Genomic DNA, 17,604 nt, shown 5'->3' on the forward strand with positions numbered 1-17,604 from the left:
GCCGCACCGCGAAAGGAAAAGAGGGCTATGAAGAACGTGCTGGTGATCGGCGTCGGGCCGCACGCCCGCCGCTCCCATCTGCCCGCCCTGGCCGCAGGCCAGCGCCAGGGCCTGGTCGGCACCGTCAGTGCCGTGGACATCGTCACCGACAGGGGCGCCGCGCCTGAACTGGACGGCCAGGACGTTCCCGACGGCCTGACGCTCTGCCTGATCGAGCCGTTCGCCGCCGAAGTGCCTGAACTGCCGCGCCGTGTGCGCCGGGTCCTGGACGCGCTCGTGGCAAGCGCCCGTGTGGATGCGGTGGTGGTGGCCACCGAGCCCGCCTTCCACATGGTCTACGCCCGCTGGGCCCTGGAGTGCGGCCTGAGCGTCCTGGTGGACAAGCCGCTGGGCGCACGCGCGCACGCCTCCACCGACCCCGTGCAGGCCCGCGCCGCGCTGGCCGACGTCGATGACCTCCTGGAGCGCTACGCGCGGACCCGCCAGGCCCACCCGCACGTACTGGTGAGCGTGCAGGCCCAGCGCCGCTACCATCCGGCGTTCTGGCGGCTGCGCGACCTGATCGCCGACGTCGCCGAGACGACCGGCTGCCCCGTCACTGCCGTACAGTCCTTTCACAGTGATGGCCAGTGGCGCCTGCCCGACGAACTCCTCGAACTCGACTACCACGGCTACGACCGCGGCTACGGCAAGTGCGCCCACAGCGGCTACCACTTCTTCGACATCGTCCCCTGGCTGATGGCCGCCGCCGACGCCAGCGGCAAAACCCCCGACACCGTCCGTGTCCACGCGCACATCACCCGGCCCGCCGACCTCCTCGCACAGCTCACCGTCCAGGACTACGCGCGGCTCTTCAACGGCTTCAGCGCACGCAACCGCTACACCGACGCCGAGCTGGAAGCCGGCCTGCACGGCTTCGGCGACGTGGACGCCACCATCAGCGCCGCGTTCACCAGCGCCGGGCGCACCCTCACCCTGGCCTCCCTCAACCTCTTCCACAACGGCTTCTCCCAGCGCGGCACCCTCACCCCCGCCAGCGCCCTGTACAAGGGCAACGGCCGGGTACGGCAGGAAACGCACATCGTCCAGCAGGGCCCCTTCCAGGCCCTGCACCTGCACTGCCTGCAGACCCTGCCCGACCCCCACGCCACCGGCGACCGGCACGCGCCGGGCGGGGACCGGCACATCGAGCTGCACGTCTTTCGCAACAACCGCTTCCAGCACGCCTGGAAGCCCTACGCGCGCCTGGACCACGCCGCGCTGAGCACCACCGTGGACGGCCAGCTCGCGACCCCGACCCAGACCTCCTCACGGCGGCGCAGCATGGAAGAGTTCCTGCTCTACCTCAACAACCGGCGCAGCCGCCACCAGATGCGCTCGGACCTTTCCACCCACCACACGGCCGCCACTCTCATGGCCGGCAGCTACCTGTCCATGGCCCACCGCTTCAGTGGCCGCCCGCCCGAGGTCACCCTCCCCCTGAACACGCCGCACCCCACGACCATCCCACCGATGCCCAGCGCGAAGGTGATCTCCCGGTGAGCGCCCCTACGCTCCCGAGCCTGCCGACGCTGGAGGACCTCCTGGGCCCGGACGTGCCGCGCGTCCTGGCCGACTGCCTCCCCCACACCGGCACCCCCCACACCATCGAACGCATCACCGGCGGCAACGTCGCCCACGTCTTCGCCGTACGCGGACCGGCCCGCCGCGTGATCATCAAGATCCGCCGGGAGCACTTCGCCCGCATCCCCGCACTGCGCAGCGACCCTGCCCTCATCACCCGCGAACGCCACCTGCTGCAGCACTACCACGCCGCGGCGCCCGGCATCCTGCCCCGCGTGCTCGCCTTCCACCCCGCCGCGCACACCCTGGTCCTCAGCGACGTGTTCCCCCACCAGCGCACCTACCACCAGCACCTCCAGACACACAACGCGACCCCGGCACAGATGACCCGGCTGGGCCGCGCCCTGCGCCGCATCCACCGCGCCGGCCACAACATTCCCCTGCCCCAGCCGCAGCCCGACCCCCGATTCCCTCTCTACCAGCACGACTTCGCACTGCGCTCGCTCAGCCACCCCACCGTCGACGCAGCCCTGGCACAGATGGCCACGCGCCCCGGACACCAGCTCATCCACGGCGACCTGGCCCCCAAGAACATCAGCATCACCCCGGCCCGGATCGGCCTGTGCGACCTGGACAACGCCCACCACGGCTGGCCGCTGTACGACATCGGCTACTTCACCGCACACCTGCTCATCCACCACCTCAGCCAGCCCGCACAACTGCGCGCCCTGCTCACGGCGCTGCTCCTGGCCTACCAGGCAGGCAAGCCCCTCACCCGCGCAGACGCGGAACTGACCGCGACCGTGGCCGCGGCGGTGGTCCTCTACCGGCTGGGCACCAGCACCACCCCCTACCCCCTGGACCAGCCGGCCCCCCTCACCGACCACTACCGCGACCAGACACACACGCTCCTCGACCACGGCCCCGTCACCTTCAAAGACCTCCTGCACGCCGCCCGGACCGGGACGGTGCACCCATGACCGCGCCCCACGCGGCCACCTCGGGAACCGAAGAGCGCGAGGCGATGAAGACGCTGCGCTCCTACGGCTATGACGTCCGCGGCATCCAGCACCTCGCACGCGACCAACGTGCCTTCGCCGTACGCGCCGCCGGGCGGGACCTTCTCCTCGCGCCGGGCGCCCATCTGCGTACCCGCAGCGTGGACCTGGGCGCGGGATGCTTCACCAACACCCACACGCTCACCCTGGACCTGCACCGCATCCACGCCCAAGTCCACTCCGCCGCCCGCCCCTTCTACCTGCCCGACCTGATCAGCGGCCGGGGTCGGGCGGTGGCCGCGGTGAGCGGCACCTTCGCGTTCATCTCCGACGACGGCGCCTACCAGCCAGACGAGCCGCGCCTGGACCTGTGCTGTCACCACGGCGCCGTCGCCAGCCTGCCCATCGCCGACAAGCCCGCGCTGCTGCTGCGCGACGGCCTTCCCACGATCAGCGACCTCGCCGCGCGCGGCACCCTCACCCTGGACGGCCACCGCTATGCCTGGGCCGGCTCCCGCACCTCCCTCAACACAACCCACGCCCTCTCGCGCGTAGCGGGGATGCTGACCGTGTACTCGGCCGCGAACTGCCACATCCGCTACCGGGACGACTCCCGCACCGGACTGCTGCGCTATGTCGAACGGGCGACCAACCGCACCCCTCGCACCGCCACCGGCGTCGACTACGTCGTCTCCCCCAGCGCGGCCCACGGACTGCGGGTGAGTGAGATCCATCCAGGCGGCGGCAGCGACCTGTTCCGCGGCAGCTTCATCCTGCGCTCACCGCACCCCCTGCGGAACACCGCCCCAGGCGCCCGCGTGGAGATCACCGGCATCGACGGACACCAGGTGCGCACGCTCACCGCAGGGATCTCCCTGGGCCCATCCGTGTTCGACGCGGCAACCCGCCCCACCCCCGCCTACGGTGACTGCCTGGGAAAATCCCCCTTCCAGCACGGCGCACGGCATGCCCGGACCTTGATCGCCCAGGTCGCGGGCCAGCTGGTGCTGCAGGTCATCGACGGCGCCGCCCACACCGACACCTTCCGCGGTACCACCCCGCAGGAGACCGCACAGCTCTGCACGGACGCCGGCCTCGACCCCCGGCACGTCTACCACCTCGACGGCGGCGCCTCCTCCAAGATCGCCTACCTCCACGCCGGGACCCCCCGCGTGGCGGGCAGCATGCACTACCTGCGCTGGCCCACCTCACCCACCCAACCCTTCGTCTGGGCCGGGCACGAGGGCCGCGCCCTGCACAGCGCCCTCCTCCTCACCCCCCGCTGAAGAAAGGCCGGCCATGACCGATGTCCTGATCGTCGTCGCGCACCCCGACGACGCCGAAATCGCCATGGGCATGCGCATCCTCAACCACGCCCAGCGCGGCGACCACGTCCGCGTGCACTGCCTCAGCCCCGGGGCCGCCGACCCTGAGCACGCCGCACGCCGTCACGCCGAATGCCTGCAAGCCGGAGCACTCCTCGGCATCGCGCAGTACACCTTCTCCCGCATCACCGACAACGCCTTCACCGAGCAGCGTGTGGAGATCAACCGCGAGCTCTTCCGCGTCTTCGGCGAAAGACGCCCCGACCTCGTCTACACCCACTTCCCCCACGACCAGCACCTCGACCACCAGGTCACCGCCCACGAAACCACCGCCGTGGCCCTGCGCGAGGCAGACAACCTGAGCTACTTCCGCTCCCCCTACAGCAACGCCTTCGACCCCACCGACGTCTTCGTCGGCACCCCCGCCCTCCTCCAGGCCAAGACAGCCGCCCTGGCCTGCTTCACCTCACAACACCAGCTCGACATGGACACCTTCACCACACTGGCCACCGTGGCCTACCGCCAGCACGTGCACCACCGCGTCGTCGAACGCTTCCCGCCCGGACACAACTGCGCCGAACTGTTCCGCACCCGCCGGGCCATCACCTTCGCCGCACCCACGTGAGCAGCGACCTTAAGTGAACAGCTGTCAGCTCGGGAGGGTGAGCGCTCGCTCACCCTGCTGCATGGCGACGCCCGAAAGGCGCTCCTGGAGTGCTGACCGTCGAAAGCCGCGGGAGACGTTGGTGTGCGCTGACCAGCGCGGCGCCAGATTGTCAGTACCTACCCTTACTCTCCAATCAGACATTTCAGTCAAATGGTAGGAGGTAAGGATGGGGAACCCGGCCGAGCATGCCTCTGTGGGCGCCTGCACTGCGGACTGGGTCGTCGAAGGCTGGGCCGCAGCGGGGATGGAAGCCGGGGATCCGGCCCGGGTGGTGGGCTATGTCCTGAGCCCACTACGAGCCGAGTACGTAGCCGTCATGGAGGTGTTGGAACAGGCAGTCGACCAGCTGACTCCCGCCGAAGTGCGCTCCGCGCTCCTCGATCACGGTACTGATCTGCCGCTCACGACGGTCACAACCCGGCTGCGCACGCTCGGGGAGACGTTCCTCGCGGTTTCGGGCCGCCCTGACTCGGAGGTCGAGCGCTGGCACGAGCTGAATGGGGCCCGCTGGCGCTACACCGCAACGCCGCTGGGTCGCCAGATGCAGCGATGGTGGACACAGCTTGCTGGAGAAGGCCTCGTTCCCCGGGAGATCCCGCTGGACGGGCTCTCCCGGATCCGCCAGGCGTTGGTGACCATGCGTACGGCCGACACGACGGATGAGACCCTGTCAGAGCTGGTAGGGCAGGTATTCCTGGAGCAGGATCATCTCGATGCGTCGCTGGTGGGGCAGGCGGACATGCTCGCTCAGCTAGCAGACCGGTTCAATCTCGACCTGCAGTCGACCGGCGAGCTGAAGCAGCTGATCCTGGACTATGCCACGCATGTGGTGGTTCACCTGAACACGGCCTGTGTCCAGATTCACCAGGAGCTCAAGCAGCTTCGGCCGCGCTTCGCCGAGCTTGCGGCGGTACGGCAGCGTCACAGCACGGGTGGGGCCCTGATGGCCCGCGGGGTTCTGGCCCCGTCGCGGGGCCTGCGCGCGGCAGACTGGGAGCAGTTGCTCGGCTGGTTCGCCCCGGGTACGGGTCGGGCCGCCCGGTTCGGCCTGCAGTTGGTCCGGGCGATTCCCATGATGCACGCCAACCTGCGCCGGCATCAGAGCGTGAGCGGTCCGGCGACCTTGCGGGCGCGAGCGCTGTCCCTGGCCGTTGCCTGCCAGGATCCGCGATATGGGCGTGCGGTACTACGCCAGGCGCAGGCGGATAGGCAGTGGACCAAGCTGCACACGGTCGCCGAGGGCGGTGACGGGGAGGTGGTCTCCTGGCACGACGGGCCCCGGGTGCCCGCCCTTGCGATGCTGCGGGCCACCGGGCAGAGCTCCCCACGGGGAGTGGTGGCGGCCCGCAAGCAACGCGACGTGAGCCCGGCCCTCCACCATCGCGCGCAGCGCCGGGCAGAGCACGATGCGGCAGTCGCCGAGGTGATGGCTGAGCAAGGACCATTGTCCCGGGGGGCGATCAGACTGGCTCTGCGAGCGGTCCTGGCAGCGGCACGGGCAGCGGAGGAGCCATCGGGTCGAACTGGCCAGGCCGGCGGCATCGGATGCACACTCGAGCCAGCTGCGGGTGTGGGCCGGGTCGACGGTATCCAATGCTCGGTGCTGGTAGCGGGCCGGCGCGTGTTGTTCCATCCGCCACACCCCGTTCACCAGACGCGGATCCCCGTGGGGCGCGAGGAGGCGCCCGATGAGCTGTCCGTCATCGTGGAGGTAGCGCGATGAGCGCCTGGAACGCGTCCCACTACGCCGAGCTCGTCGAAGGAGACGACCAGGAAACGGTTTCTGCCCTGGTGCGCCAGCTGCGGGTCAGGACCTGGTTGATCGGCGGCCAGGATGACGAGCTCATCGGCACCGTGCACCGGCACGCCCGAGCGGTCCGCGCCGCCCTGGCAGCGGTGGGCTGCACGTTGACGCTCGAAGCGGACCTCGTACGGGTCTCGGTGCCACCCGAACCATTCGAGCGGATGCCCCGGGGCGCCGCTGCGGAAGGGGTGTGGTACTGGCTGATCGTCGCAGCTCTGGAAGGCACTCCGCCCACCACCCAGCTGGGGCCCCTGCTCGCCGCGGTGCGGTGCGCCGCGGCGGAGGTGGAGATCCCGGTGACGCAATCCAGGGCTGAGCTGAGCGCGCTGGTGGCAGCCTTGAAGATGCTGTGCGCCCGCGGGGTCCTGCAAGAGATCCACGGCAGCGTCGAGGAACTCCTGTGCGATGGCGAGGATCCGCCGGTGCTTCTCAAGGTGCACCATGCCCGACTGCTGCATCTGCTGCCGCGCAATGTGCCGCTGGACGAGGAAGGCCAGTGGGCGTGTGACCCGGCGACGGACCCCGAAGGCTGGCTGCGGACACTGATCCGTTCCGGCGACGAAGGTGTACGAGTGTGCGGGATGCTCGCCGACCAAGCCGTTGTCCATATCTGCGACCTGGACGAGGCGGAACAGTTCTGGTTCCGCTCCCAGCTGGGCAGGGAAGGGCCCCGAGTAGCAGAGCTGTTCGGCTTGCACCTCGAGCATCGGCTGGAGGGGGCAAGCCTGGTGGTGCCTGACGAGATCTGCAGTCCGCGGACACTGGGGCCCTTTCGGTTCCCTCACTGGCAAGGGGGAAGTTCGGGCACGGTCCGGCACGCCACGTTGCTGCTTGTCGACTACCTCGCCGACCACGGCGAGCGAGGCGGCCCCATGGCGCCTGGTGAGGGCTGGTACGGGGCTGCTGCCTCCGGTGTGGTGCGCCACCTGGGTGACCTGGCGGTACGGCATGCGCGCTGGCGGCAACACTTTCGCCAGCGTCCGGATCTGTTGGCTGCCCAGGTACGCGAAGTGCTGCAGGAAGCCGACTTGTTGCGGGTGGTGGAGGGATACGAGGACTGGTGGTGGCTGTCCCCCGCGGTGGCTCGCTGGACAGTCTTCGCCGCGGACGAGGAACTGGCGGGCACGGGAATGGAGATGGGATGAACCAGCTAATCGGCCCTCCTCGTTGGGAGCATCGGTGGTGTCTGGCTGGAGCCGGCGTTGAGAATGTGGGGCGGGTGACCCGGGAACTCTTCGACGCCCCTTCGGGACGAGTCTTGTTCACCGGGCCCAATGGCACGGGCAAGACAACCATGCAGGAGAAACTCTGTCCGCACCTGCTGGACCCTTCGACGCCCAAAAACCTCAGCTCAGGCAAGAACCGGGGCACCACCCTGGAGTCGCTGATGCGCTACGGCACGACGCACCAGCGGCGAATCGGGTACGTGTGGCTCAGTTTCCGCGCGCCGCGGTCTGTCGGCCTCGAGACGGACACGCTGCACTACGGGCTGAGGCTGGACTACGCCCGGGGTACCAGCGTGCCGGTGACCCGCACCGGTTTCGTACTCCCGGTGGTGCCGGGCGCGGACCGCGATGACCTGTGCACAATGGCCGCGGAGACCTTCGGCGCGTACGTGGCAGGCCACGGCGGCGTGATCTTCGCGGATCTGGATGCGTACGTCGATGATCTCGCTCAGCGCGTCTTCGGGTGTACTGCCAAACGCCTCAAGAAGATCGCGCGACGTGTGAAGAAGGTCAACGATCCCGGGCTGCTGGCCGATCTCACGCCCGCGCAGGCCGAACAGGAGCTCCGAGAGGTCCTTCCCCGCGTCAGTGACGACGTTCTTACCGCGACGCAGGAGGCGCTGGCCGCTGCCGAAACGACCCGCACTCGGTATGAGCGGGCGCAGAAGACAGCCGCGCTGCTGCAGGATCTCTCTGCGGCATGGCTGCACACCAGCGGGGCCGAGGTACGTGACCGGGTACGTGCCGCTCTTGCGGCCATCGAGAACCTTCAGGCGGCCTCGTCTCAGATTGAGAGCGAACAGGCTGCGGTGGAAGCAGCCGCGCAGTCCCTCGCCGAGCGTCAGGCGCGCGTGGATTATCTCGCCGTGTCCGAGGCGGAGGCTGCCTCGCGGTCAGCGGAGTTGGACCGCGAGGCAGCCTCTAGCGATCTGGCCGGCGCACGGACCGCGCTTCGCCACCAAGAGGCCACCCACCAGCAGGCCACTCAGCTCTTGAGAGTGAGTAGCACAGCGGCAGCTGCCGCCACCAGCAATGTGGAACGTACCGTCCGCGCCGTGAGTGAAACAGTCCGCGGTGTCAACGCGACCTGCCAGCAAGTCGGCGATGTCGCCATGATCGTGCCCTCGCCGGTCAGCCTGGAACGCATCATGCACGCGAAGATGAAGGTGGGAGAGCAGTACTTCGGTCCCCTCGCCCAGGCCATCGCCACAGTCTCCACCGTGACGCTGACGCAATCGCTCTCCATGCTCTCCACAGTCAAGGACCGTCTCCTGCAGCGCGCACAGAGCGCCGAGATGCTGGTGGTGGCCTACGCCCCTGTGCAGGCAGCGCACGACGATGCCCGGGCCGAACGCCGTCTGTGCGACGCTGCCGTCGACACGGCGGCTGCAGCCGCAGACCGGCATCGCCAGGCGTGCGAAACGGCTCTCTCCAGCATCACCAAGCTGTCATCAAGTGTGACCGCTTGGACGCAAGAACTTCAAGGCTCTCTGCGCACGCCAGACTTCAACCTGGCAGGCATCGCTGCGCAGGCGCAGTCATGGCGAGAGGGCGAGGACGTCTCACCCGCCGTGCGTGAAGCGACTGACATCAGCGATCGTGTAAAGACCGGAGCTGCGGCGGCAGCCCGTCATCTACGGCTACGGGCGCAGCACCACCGCGCGGAATCCGAGAAGGCCCGTAAGGCCGCGGCCCATGCCGACGCGGAAGCCAGGATGTGGTCCAGTGGAAAGCTGGCGCCCCTGCCCGGCCCGCCCTGGCACCAGGCCTCAGCCGATGAGGGTTCCTGTTTCGCCATGGCCGTTGACTGGCGTGCGGATGTCCTGGCCGCCGGCCCGCAACGGGACACGCTGGAAGCCGCGATGGGTGCTGCCGGGCTTCTCTCGGCAAGCCTGGCACCGCACGGGATTACTGCGGATGACGGGTGGATGGTTCAGGCATCCGGAGCACCCCTGGCAGTGAGCGAGAGCCTCGCCGCGGTGCTGCGAGCAGCGCCAGGCCATCCACTCAGCGCCACCGTCGAAGCGGTCTTGCAGCGCATCGGCCTCACCGCGACCGCAGGACACCAGCACGACGGCAGGCCAGAACTCGAGATCGGAGCTGACGGGACGCACCGGTGCGGGCCTCTACTGGCCCGGCCCCCAGAGCGGGTCCGTCCTGCGCCTGCATCACACATCGGCGCCGAGGCCAGGCACGCCGCCGCACTGCGGGCAGCTGCTGCGGCCCAGCGCGAAAGAGACCGCTGGGAGTCCATGAAAATCCGCCGGGCGCGGGCGGCATCCCGTCTACTTCAGCATGCGTGCGTGATGGAGCGGCTCGCCCAGGACTTTCCTCACGTCTTGTGTCAGGCAGTTGCTCACGCGGACAGCGTTCGTGGCGAAGCCGACGTGACCGCGCAGCTCGCCCGTGACCGTGCCGGGGCTGCGGACCGGCATGCGCAGGCAAAGGAAGCACAGGCCCGCGACAAGCTCGCGGCATGGCGTACCCAGGCCGCCGGCTACGCCCTGCCCGACACAGTGGAGGCGATGAGGCAGGAGAGCGAGTCCACCACTCAGCGCTCCGCACTCATCGAACGAGCCGTAGAGAAGATGCGGGACCTGGCCCCTGTCCTGGACACTCTCGAGGAAGCCACAAGCGGCGGCAGTGCCGCCTTCGCGCAGGTCCGGGACGCGCATGAGGCCGCGACCGCCAGCTTCCTGGCCCTGAACGAGGCTAGAGCCCGCCTGGAGACGTGCCAGCAGCGCAGCAGCATGGACGAACAAGTCCTCACCGAGGCTGCGTCCGACGCCCGCGTCAGGCTTCAGCAGGTTAGAACCGACCTCGGCAAGGCCCGCGGGGAGCTGAACGAGGCAGTCGCCGAGGGGGCAAGGACGCAGCAGGCACTCGCCGATGCCTCCCGGCGCCTGGAGGAGAGCACGCCACAAGCGGACCACGCCCTAGAGGAGCTACGTCTCTGCCTCTCGCTCGAGGGCTTCGCCGAAGCCCTCGGCCTGCCCAGCGAGCCCGACTCAGCTGGAGATCTCCTCCCTTGGCTGGCGCAAGTCAAGGATGCTCTGTCCAGGCTTCGCTCAGGCCCGGCGGGAATGGACGTCTGCGCCGACGCGCTGCGCCTGCACTTGGCGTCCGGGTCCTCCGACGAGGAGTGGCATCTCACCCACGGCCACGCTCCCCATCGCATGCCCGCCCACCGCCTCTCCCTGGCGGGCAAACATCATTCTCCCCACGCTGCTGCCCGGCTGGCCACTGAACAACGGGCCAGGGAGGAACACGCCTACAACAAGGCCGATGAGACTGCACTGGAGGAATTCGTCCTGGGGCAGATTCCCGCGGCGATCAGCGCCGCCTGGGTCGACCTCAACGACTGGGTGGACAAGGTCAACGAGCAGATGAAACTCACCAAGGCCTCCTCGGGCGTCGGCGTAAGCATCAAGGTCTCGCTGCGCAAGGATCTTGCTCCCTCCCTCGCCACGATCCATCGCCTGACGTGCACCATCGGAGACGCCCAGCGCACACCTGAGCAACAGCGCCGCATCGGGCAAGAACTGCTGGCCATCATGCGCCTGGGTGACAACGAACCGGCCAGCAGCCAGGTATCTGGACCGACCCGAGCCGACCGGCTGGCCGACGCCATCGACATCCGTAACTGGATCAAGGTCCAATACCTCATCGACAGGCCAGGATCCCACCGCGAGGAGACCTGGGGCCAGCGCGGAGTCACGGTGTCCAAGGGCGAGAGCCGCCTGATCGTCCTGGCCCCCATGCTCGCCGCCCTGGCGGCCGAATACCGCGACCTTCCGCCCACCGCGGCGCGCCTGTGCGCCCTGGACGAAGTACCAGGCGACGTGGACGACCACGGCAGAGACGGCATCGCGGCATTCCTCGCCAGCCTCGACCTGGACCTGATGTGTACCAGCCACAACTGGGACGGCTCCCCTGGCGCCTGGGACGGCATCGACATCTTCGAACTCGAGAAAGCCTCCCAGGACACCATCGTCGCCTTCCCCGTGCGGGTGTACAGTCCCAAGCTGCAGCACGCCACCGGACACCTGGCCCACCCGACCGGAGGCGAGGAATGAACGCCGGCCCCGAGACCTCGCTCTCGTGCCCGCAGCGGCTCTGCCACAACGGCTCATGCCGTGAAGCAGAACTCGAAGGCCTACTTACCCCCCAGGTCCGGTGGCTGTGGCATCAGGTCGCTCAGCGTGCCTCCCGGAGAGGCGACGCCGCCATGGACAGCGGCAAAATCAGCGTGACCGCACCCCACGCATCAGCCGAGCGGGCCGCCGTGCTCGGCCTGCTCGGACCCCGGCCCCTACTGGCCGGCCAAACCCGCCGCATCGACCTGAACCAACTCACCCGCGCTCTCGAACACCGCGGCCCCCACCTGACCCCAGGCGCGGTAGCAGCCCATGCACTAGGCACGCCGCTAGCACAAAAGGCCGCAGAGGATGCTCGGTCCGCCGCACGCCTGGAGAGTCTCCGACGCCTGCGTTCGCGCCTGTCTCGCGCCCTGCCGCCTGGTGTGCCTTTGAAGCCCAGGGAGGACGGATGGGAGCAGCTGTACCGCCGCGGGAGCATCGCCCGCCTGCTGCACGACCAAGATCCAGAGTTCCTGCTACGTGCTGTCTACAACGTACTGGGCCGTCTACCTACGTCAGCACGCGTCGACCGGCGCCGCCTGGCCCACGACGCCACCGGCAACCCGCATGCACTGGATGCGGGAAGCGAGATCGCGTCGCTTGTCCTCGCTGAAGCTGCCTGCGCCTTTCCCCGCCACGCGAGCAGCACTGGACGGGGCGCCTGGGAGCAGCTCGGCGTCGAGCTCGACTCCCTCGCGGGTGGGCTGCTTGCTGTAGGCCTGCACCCCAGGGGTTGGCACGTTCCGCCGGGTCAGCCCTGCGCGCTGGTTCCTTGGGTCTTGAACCGTGCTGCCTGGCCCTCTCCGGCCGACTCCGAGGACCGGTGGGTCTTCGTCACGGAGAATCCGTCCGTCACCACTGCGGCCCTAGTCTCTCCACCGGGCACAATGCGGCTCCTGTGCACGGTCGGTACACCGTCGTCCGTCACCCTCCAAGCTCTCGCCCGTATCGCCACAGCAGGCTGGCGTGTGGCCGTGCGTGCCGACTTCGATGCCGCCGGTCTCGCAGTTGTGCGCGCAGTCCTCAGCGCTGTCCCGGACGCGCGGGTATGGCGCATGGCAGCCGCCAGTTACACCGCTAGCCTGCACCCCGCGCCCTTCAGACCAGATGCACTCGACTTCGACAAGCTGGGCGACACGCCCTGGGACCCCACACTCGTACCTGCCATGCAGCGTGCAGGCCGTCCGGCATATGAGGAGGCACTGATCGACGACCTCCTCGCTGACCTGAAACGACGTTCCCCACCCGCTGATACAACACCCGCCGGCAAGCCACCTGGCGACGGTCTGTAGAGACAAGCCCGCTTACGTCAGCATGCGCCAGTCCGGGCAAGCCGCGCCGCTTACGCCTCGGCGAGTTGATACAACCGATGCAACAGCACGCGGCACTTGTCCGCCGCGTCGTAGGCACCGCCCAGACGCGTGCGGCGATAGCTACGTCACGAGGGGCCGGCGGGTACCGTCGTGTGGGAGCGCGACCTCGGCGTGCTCGGAGGTGAGCCGGGCCTGGCACACGCCGATTCCCGTACCAGCGACTACACCGTCGAACACTGGGCCCAGGCGCATGCCCTGCTGCTGCTCGGCGACGACGCCGCCTTCGCCCTCAGCACCGGCGACGGCCGGATCCTCGGACAGTTCACGATGAGACCAGTCGGCAAGGCTTCCCTGGAGACCTCGGGAATCCATCTCGATCCCAGCGGCGCGTTCGCCGCTCTCGTCAGCGCGAAACGCGTCTGGATCCTGGACGACATGTGCAGGATCCACGCGCGCGTCGAGACCGGTTCGCTGCTCTCCCGCTCCCCCCGGTTCGACGACGGCTGCCTCCTCGTGGCCGAACATGACTTCGCCGGGGCCCCCGGCGCCACCAACACCCGCCGGATCCCCCTGTGCAGCCCCACCGCGTGACCGCTGCCGCCCCTCGTCTCGGGCCAGTAAACGCGCAGCAGGCCACCACTGCGACCGGCAGACCATCGAAGTCGTCCCATCCCAGCTCCAGAGCACCTGCCCGCCGCACAGGCCGTACCCCCGCATCGATAGCCTCGGTCACACCCTCAACGCTGACCGAGCTCATCCAGTGAGGATGGCGAACGGCGGCTTCGCTGACGCCGTAACCACTGGCTTCGACTACCCCGCGGGCACGGGCCGCCTACAGTGGAACCGGCTCCGTTCTGCGCAGGCAGGGGGCGCTCACAGCTATACGAAGGTGCAGAGGCCCTTGATGGGCCGACGACGAGCACCAGGCCTACGCCTCTTGTCCAGTCAGCTGAGAAAACTGGGAGTAACCGATGAACGCCGGTGCCACCGAACGCCTCCGGGAACTATGGAAGCGCCTCTCGTTCTTCACGGTCAGCGAGGTGATCGCCAGGCAACCTGAGGACGTCCGCTTCATCCAACTGCCTCAACCGGTCGCGGGCAGCGCGTACTTCCGGACCTTACGGGATGTCCCCGCACACCTGCGCGAGGACGCCCGAATCGTGTGGAAGCACTTCACCGCGACCACCCAGGAGGGCGTCAGCTTCACCTACGACTGCTTTCGCCAGCTCGACTTCATCCATGATGTGACGCTCGACTTCGAACCCCGTTCCCACCAACCGTACTGTCCGCGGGTGCCGGCGCCCGGTGAGTTGATCTGCGGGACGACCGCAGACTCCGACGAGGGTGTCCTGGACCGCTGGTTCTTCTGCGACGACGCATTCCAGCTGCTGGTCAACAGCGTGCGCAACGGCCCCTCACACAGCGAGGAAGAGCTCGGCCGCCTGCTCCTGACCGAAAGCTACCCCGACACCTACTGGGCGCTGGCCCGCCTGGCGTTCTTCAACAACGTCCAGGCGTTCGTCGACACCATCGCGGCCGGTGCCCCCGCCAGGACCGTGGGACAGCTCTTCATGGGACACCCCGTCCCTGACAGCGATGTCGCCGCGGCGCGCCGGGTGCGGCACCCGGCACACGGCAGCATCCACGGGCGAACCCAAGTCGACTGGCATGGCATGCGCCTGGGCCTTGATGTCTCGCAGTTCGTCCACGAGGTCTCCCACCTCCTCGAACCCGTCTGGTGGGAGGAGTTCCTCACCCTGGCCGACGCTCAGGACGTCAACCATGCTCATCCGGGGCTGGGTGGCATCTGCAATGCGTGCATCGCTGCCGATGCCGACTGGCACACCAACGGCTTCCCGTACGAGAGGCCTGAGGACCGCGAGGAGTTCGAGCGGCGACGCACCGAACTTGGGTCGTGAGGGAAGCCGACTGGCCCGGGCGTGTGCCCGCCCGCATCCACCCAGCCGCCCCGCGACGTGAGGATCACCAGACGGGCAATCCGCGCTCGGGCTGGGCCATGAACCGGCGAGAGGAGCACAGCGCGCCGCGCCCGCCCGGCAGCGGAGCAGACCTGCCGTACGGCCGCGGTACGTTGTCCTCTCATGCGTCCGGGACGGCTTCCGCGCTGCCTGGCCCCATCAGCTCATCCAGCCGCTCTTTGACTCCCCGCAGTGCGGCGATTCCCAGGTCTGATCCCCACTCTCCGGGCAGATCAGCCCGGTCGACACCATTGGCCGCTCCGGTGAGGACTTCCAGGGCAAGAATGGCCCACTGCCTGTCGGTGAGGTAGTCAGGTGTCGGCACACCCTGGGAAGCCCGTGCTGGTTCCTGTCCGCTCATGGCGTGGCGGGCTGCGGCTCGCCAGTACGCTGCGGTACCACCGCAGCGGAAGCGGGGGCGTCTGCGGCTTGGGCGGGCGCGGTGTAGAGCACGGAGCGGCCCTGCGTCGAGCGCTCCGCCCTGCCCTTTTTCACCAGCGATTCCAGGGTGTTGCGCACGCTCTGCTCGGACGTGGCCCGCCCCGGCTCACCCGCACCCAAGTCATGGAAGACCTCCCGGGCGGTGCGCGGCTCACCCGTGGTCTTGCGGAGCACCTCCAGGACCAGGTCTCCCAGCGCAGGACCGGCCGTCTTTCCCGCCTTCGCCGGCGCCTCCTTGGCCACATCAGCGGAGGCGGCCTTCGCGACCTTGCTCGTCTTCGTCCCGCGCCTGGCCGGAGCGGCCTGCTCCTTCGCCTTCACCCTCCTCGTCTTGCGCGCGGCCGGCTTGGCGGCCGTGGCCGCCTTGCGGCGCGTGCCACGCGCCTGCACCGGCACGGCCACCGCCGGGGTTTCGTCCGCGGCCGCAGCCGGCAGTGCATCGGCGGCCTCCTGCAGCGCCGGCACCCCGTCGCCCTGAAGGCCGTTCAGCGAGGTGCGCAGCCACGCCTCATCGGCTCGCAACTGCTCGAGCTCCGCCAGGAGCTCACTCTGGCGGGCCTTGTTGGAAGCAAGGTCGGCACTGAACTGCTCGCTGTACCGTGTATGGATCGCAGCGGTACCAGGCACGGTCACCGCCGCAGCATCGCGGGTACCGGACTGGCTGGCCATCGGCTCATGGGCCACGAGGACACCTCTCACTTCCTGGGACGTTGCTGCACGATGCTACCCACCTGCGCGGTATATCCAGTCCCTTGGTCCCCGCCCGCGCATCCACGCATGGGACCTCACCCCCGGCACGAGGACCCTCGTCGTGGCAACTCCGACCGCGCCGGGTGCGGTTGAGGCCCGCGCTGAAAGCTGACCACCGGTAGCATCACCGGCGCGCGCCGATAGCGGACCGGAGCACCCGGGGGGGGATTCACTGTGATCATCGAGGATGGCCCAGCAGCGGTAGCCGCAGAGGCGCGCTCCATACTTCGCGCCTACATGTGCGATGGTGCGGCCATACCGCCGGGCGACGTAAGCGAACTCTTCGCCGCGTTGAAGCAGGTCACGGTGTACGGAGTCCTCGTAGCCGCAGTACAGGTTCGCCTCGAACAACGCCGCATGGAGCGTCTCGAGTTCGAGCCGCGGGATGCGGAGGGGCTGACACGGCGGGACATGGCGGCGGTGGCCGATGCTCTGACGGGGCAGAGGCGTGCGGTCCTGGCGGTCGCCGAAACGGGCTTCCTCAACCGGGAGAACCTGGTCCGCTTCCTTGCGGCAGTCCTGCGCAGCGAACAGGCATCGGAAGCCCGCATCGACGAACTGTTCACGCTGGCTGAGGAGTTCTGCCGCGACGTGCTGGCGCAGAGCAACGGCTTCCCGCCACCCCGTGGTGCCGGCGCCGGAGGCCCCTGGGACTTTCTGGCCTGGGTCGGAAGTCTCAGCGGGCTTCTCGACCTGGGTTCACTCCTTGTGCCATCCCAAGCAGCCGAGGCCTTTGAGCCCCTCTACGTTGATGATCTAGTGGTGGGTGTCACGCTGACTCTCGGCGACAGCTGCATGGATCTCCAGGCGTTCGCCGCCCCAAACAGCCCCCTGTGGGAGGAGACCAGGCTCGGAATCGCCGAGGGCCTCCGGTCCCAAGGGGCCACGGTCACAACAACGTCGGGGCGGTTCGGCAAGGAACTGCGCGCATCGCTTCCCTCAGGACAACCGTCAGGGGACGTGTACGAGATACGCGTCATCGGCCGTGACGGACCAGGATGGCTTCTGCGCGCCTTCATCTACGGCGATGAAGCAGTCACCGACACCCGGGCCTACGACGCGTTCGCCGACGTCATCGTCGTCCCCTCGCCCGCCCTGCCCGGCCAGTCGACCCTCAACCTGCGATGGCCCGGCACCGTCCGGTAACAGCAGCCCCGATCAACAACCAGAACAGTCCCCGCCATGCCGGAAACATGATCCCCTTCAGCCACCCACGTTTTCCGACTGCGCTGCGCTCCTCTATCCGGCAAACGCAAGGCCACGGCACTCCGCGAACCGACATCCTTCGGGCGAGGGCTAGGGCCTGTCTGATGGCTCTTTGGCGAGGTCCCGGAGCCAGATGATGAGGGCTGCGGTGGCCAGGGTGCCGTGGAATATGTAGTCGCGTTTGTCGTATCTG

At 68.6% G+C, this 17,604-nt stretch carries 13 protein-coding genes; 11 read left to right on the forward strand and 2 right to left on the reverse strand.

Going from position 1 to position 17,604, the window contains the following annotated elements; translation table 11 throughout:
- Positions 1-27: 27 nt before the first annotated feature.
- The 10 genes from ABT160_RS28605 (at position 28) to ABT160_RS28650 (ending at position 14,954) form a co-directional block, all read left to right on the forward strand.
- Positions 28-1,542 carry a Gfo/Idh/MocA family protein gene (locus tag ABT160_RS28605; RefSeq protein WP_351650736.1) on the forward strand — a complete coding sequence of 505 codons (1,515 nt, stop codon included), beginning with the start codon at positions 28-30 and terminating at the stop codon, positions 1,540-1,542.
- Positions 1,539-2,543, forward strand: a complete 1,005-nt coding sequence (locus tag ABT160_RS28610) for an aminoglycoside phosphotransferase family protein (RefSeq protein ID WP_351650737.1) — start codon at positions 1,539-1,541, stop codon at positions 2,541-2,543. The genes ABT160_RS28605 and ABT160_RS28610 overlap by 4 nt, the downstream gene beginning before the upstream one ends.
- The gene (locus ABT160_RS28615) at positions 2,540-3,847 is read left to right on the forward strand and encodes a phosphodiester glycosidase family protein (RefSeq protein WP_351650738.1); all 1,308 of its coding nucleotides are present in this window, start codon (positions 2,540-2,542) and stop codon (positions 3,845-3,847) included. The genes ABT160_RS28610 and ABT160_RS28615 overlap by 4 nt, the downstream gene beginning before the upstream one ends.
- Positions 3,848-3,860: 13 nt before the next feature.
- Positions 3,861-4,511 (forward strand): PIG-L deacetylase family protein, encoded by a 651-nt coding sequence (locus ABT160_RS28620; RefSeq protein ID WP_351650739.1) that lies wholly within the window; start codon positions 3,861-3,863, stop codon positions 4,509-4,511.
- Positions 4,512-4,719: 208 nt separating this feature from the next.
- Positions 4,720-6,276, forward strand: a complete 1,557-nt coding sequence (locus ABT160_RS28625) for a DUF2397 family protein (RefSeq protein ID WP_351650740.1) — start codon at positions 4,720-4,722, stop codon at positions 6,274-6,276.
- Positions 6,273-7,502 (forward strand): DUF2398 family protein, encoded by a 1,230-nt coding sequence (locus ABT160_RS28630; RefSeq protein WP_351650741.1) that lies wholly within the window; start codon positions 6,273-6,275, stop codon positions 7,500-7,502. The genes ABT160_RS28625 and ABT160_RS28630 overlap by 4 nt, the downstream gene beginning before the upstream one ends.
- Before the next feature lie 74 nt (positions 7,503-7,576).
- A complete protein-coding gene (locus tag ABT160_RS28635; RefSeq protein ID WP_351650742.1) occupies positions 7,577-11,659 on the forward strand; it encodes an SbcC/MukB-like Walker B domain-containing protein in 4,083 nt (1,360 codons plus the stop codon).
- 152 nt (positions 11,660-11,811) lie between these two features.
- Positions 11,812-13,014, forward strand: coding sequence for a DUF2399 domain-containing protein (locus ABT160_RS28640; protein ID WP_351650743.1), 1,203 nt, complete (start codon positions 11,812-11,814; stop codon positions 13,012-13,014).
- A gap of 171 nt (positions 13,015-13,185) precedes the next feature.
- On the forward strand, positions 13,186-13,626 hold the full coding sequence (locus ABT160_RS28645; RefSeq protein WP_351650744.1) for a hypothetical protein: 441 nt from the start codon (positions 13,186-13,188) through the stop codon (positions 13,624-13,626).
- A 380-nt stretch (positions 13,627-14,006) separates the two neighbouring features.
- The gene (locus ABT160_RS28650; protein WP_351650745.1) at positions 14,007-14,954 is read left to right on the forward strand and encodes a hypothetical protein; all 948 of its coding nucleotides are present in this window, start codon (positions 14,007-14,009) and stop codon (positions 14,952-14,954) included.
- 181 nt (positions 14,955-15,135) lie between these two features.
- Here the strand turns inward: ABT160_RS28650 and ABT160_RS28655 are convergent, their stop codons facing one another.
- Entirely contained in the window at positions 15,136-15,375 is a 240-nt protein-coding gene (locus ABT160_RS28655) for a hypothetical protein (RefSeq protein ID WP_351650746.1), read from the reverse strand.
- Complete coding sequence (locus tag ABT160_RS28660; protein ID WP_351650747.1) at positions 15,372-16,139, reverse strand: BlaI/MecI/CopY family transcriptional regulator; 768 nt, start codon at positions 16,137-16,139, stop codon at positions 15,372-15,374. The genes ABT160_RS28655 and ABT160_RS28660 overlap by 4 nt, the downstream gene beginning before the upstream one ends.
- 240 nt (positions 16,140-16,379) lie before the next feature.
- Between ABT160_RS28660 and ABT160_RS28665 the strand changes: the two genes are divergently transcribed.
- The gene (locus ABT160_RS28665; protein ID WP_351650748.1) at positions 16,380-17,351 is read left to right on the forward strand and encodes a DUF3710 domain-containing protein; all 972 of its coding nucleotides are present in this window, start codon (positions 16,380-16,382) and stop codon (positions 17,349-17,351) included.
- The last annotated feature ends 253 nt before the right edge of the window (positions 17,352-17,604 follow it).

Origin of the sequence: Streptomyces sp. NPDC001941 (genome assembly GCF_040296945.1) — a bacterium.
Lineage (GTDB): Bacteria > Actinomycetota > Actinomycetes > Streptomycetales > Streptomycetaceae > Streptomyces.

What these genes read in the sequence shown, in the direction of transcription:
- ABT160_RS28605 (WP_351650736.1), top strand. Translation starts at nt 28, where the DNA reads ATGAAGAACGTGCTGGTGATCGGCGTCGGGCCGCACGCCCGCCGCTCC.
- ABT160_RS28615 (WP_351650738.1), top strand. Translation starts at nt 2,540, where the DNA reads ATGACCGCGCCCCACGCGGCCACCTCGGGAACCGAAGAGCGCGAGGCG.
- ABT160_RS28620 (WP_351650739.1), top strand. Translation starts at nt 3,861, where the DNA reads ATGACCGATGTCCTGATCGTCGTCGCGCACCCCGACGACGCCGAAATC.
- ABT160_RS28625 (WP_351650740.1), top strand. Translation starts at nt 4,720, where the DNA reads ATGGGGAACCCGGCCGAGCATGCCTCTGTGGGCGCCTGCACTGCGGAC.
- ABT160_RS28630 (WP_351650741.1), top strand. Translation starts at nt 6,273, where the DNA reads ATGAGCGCCTGGAACGCGTCCCACTACGCCGAGCTCGTCGAAGGAGAC.
- ABT160_RS28640 (WP_351650743.1), top strand. Translation starts at nt 11,812, where the DNA reads ATGGACAGCGGCAAAATCAGCGTGACCGCACCCCACGCATCAGCCGAG.
- ABT160_RS28650 (WP_351650745.1), top strand. Translation starts at nt 14,007, where the DNA reads ATGAACGCCGGTGCCACCGAACGCCTCCGGGAACTATGGAAGCGCCTC.
- ABT160_RS28655 (WP_351650746.1), bottom strand. Translation starts at nt 15,375, where the DNA reads ATGAGCGGACAGGAACCAGCACGGGCTTCCCAGGGTGTGCCGACACCT.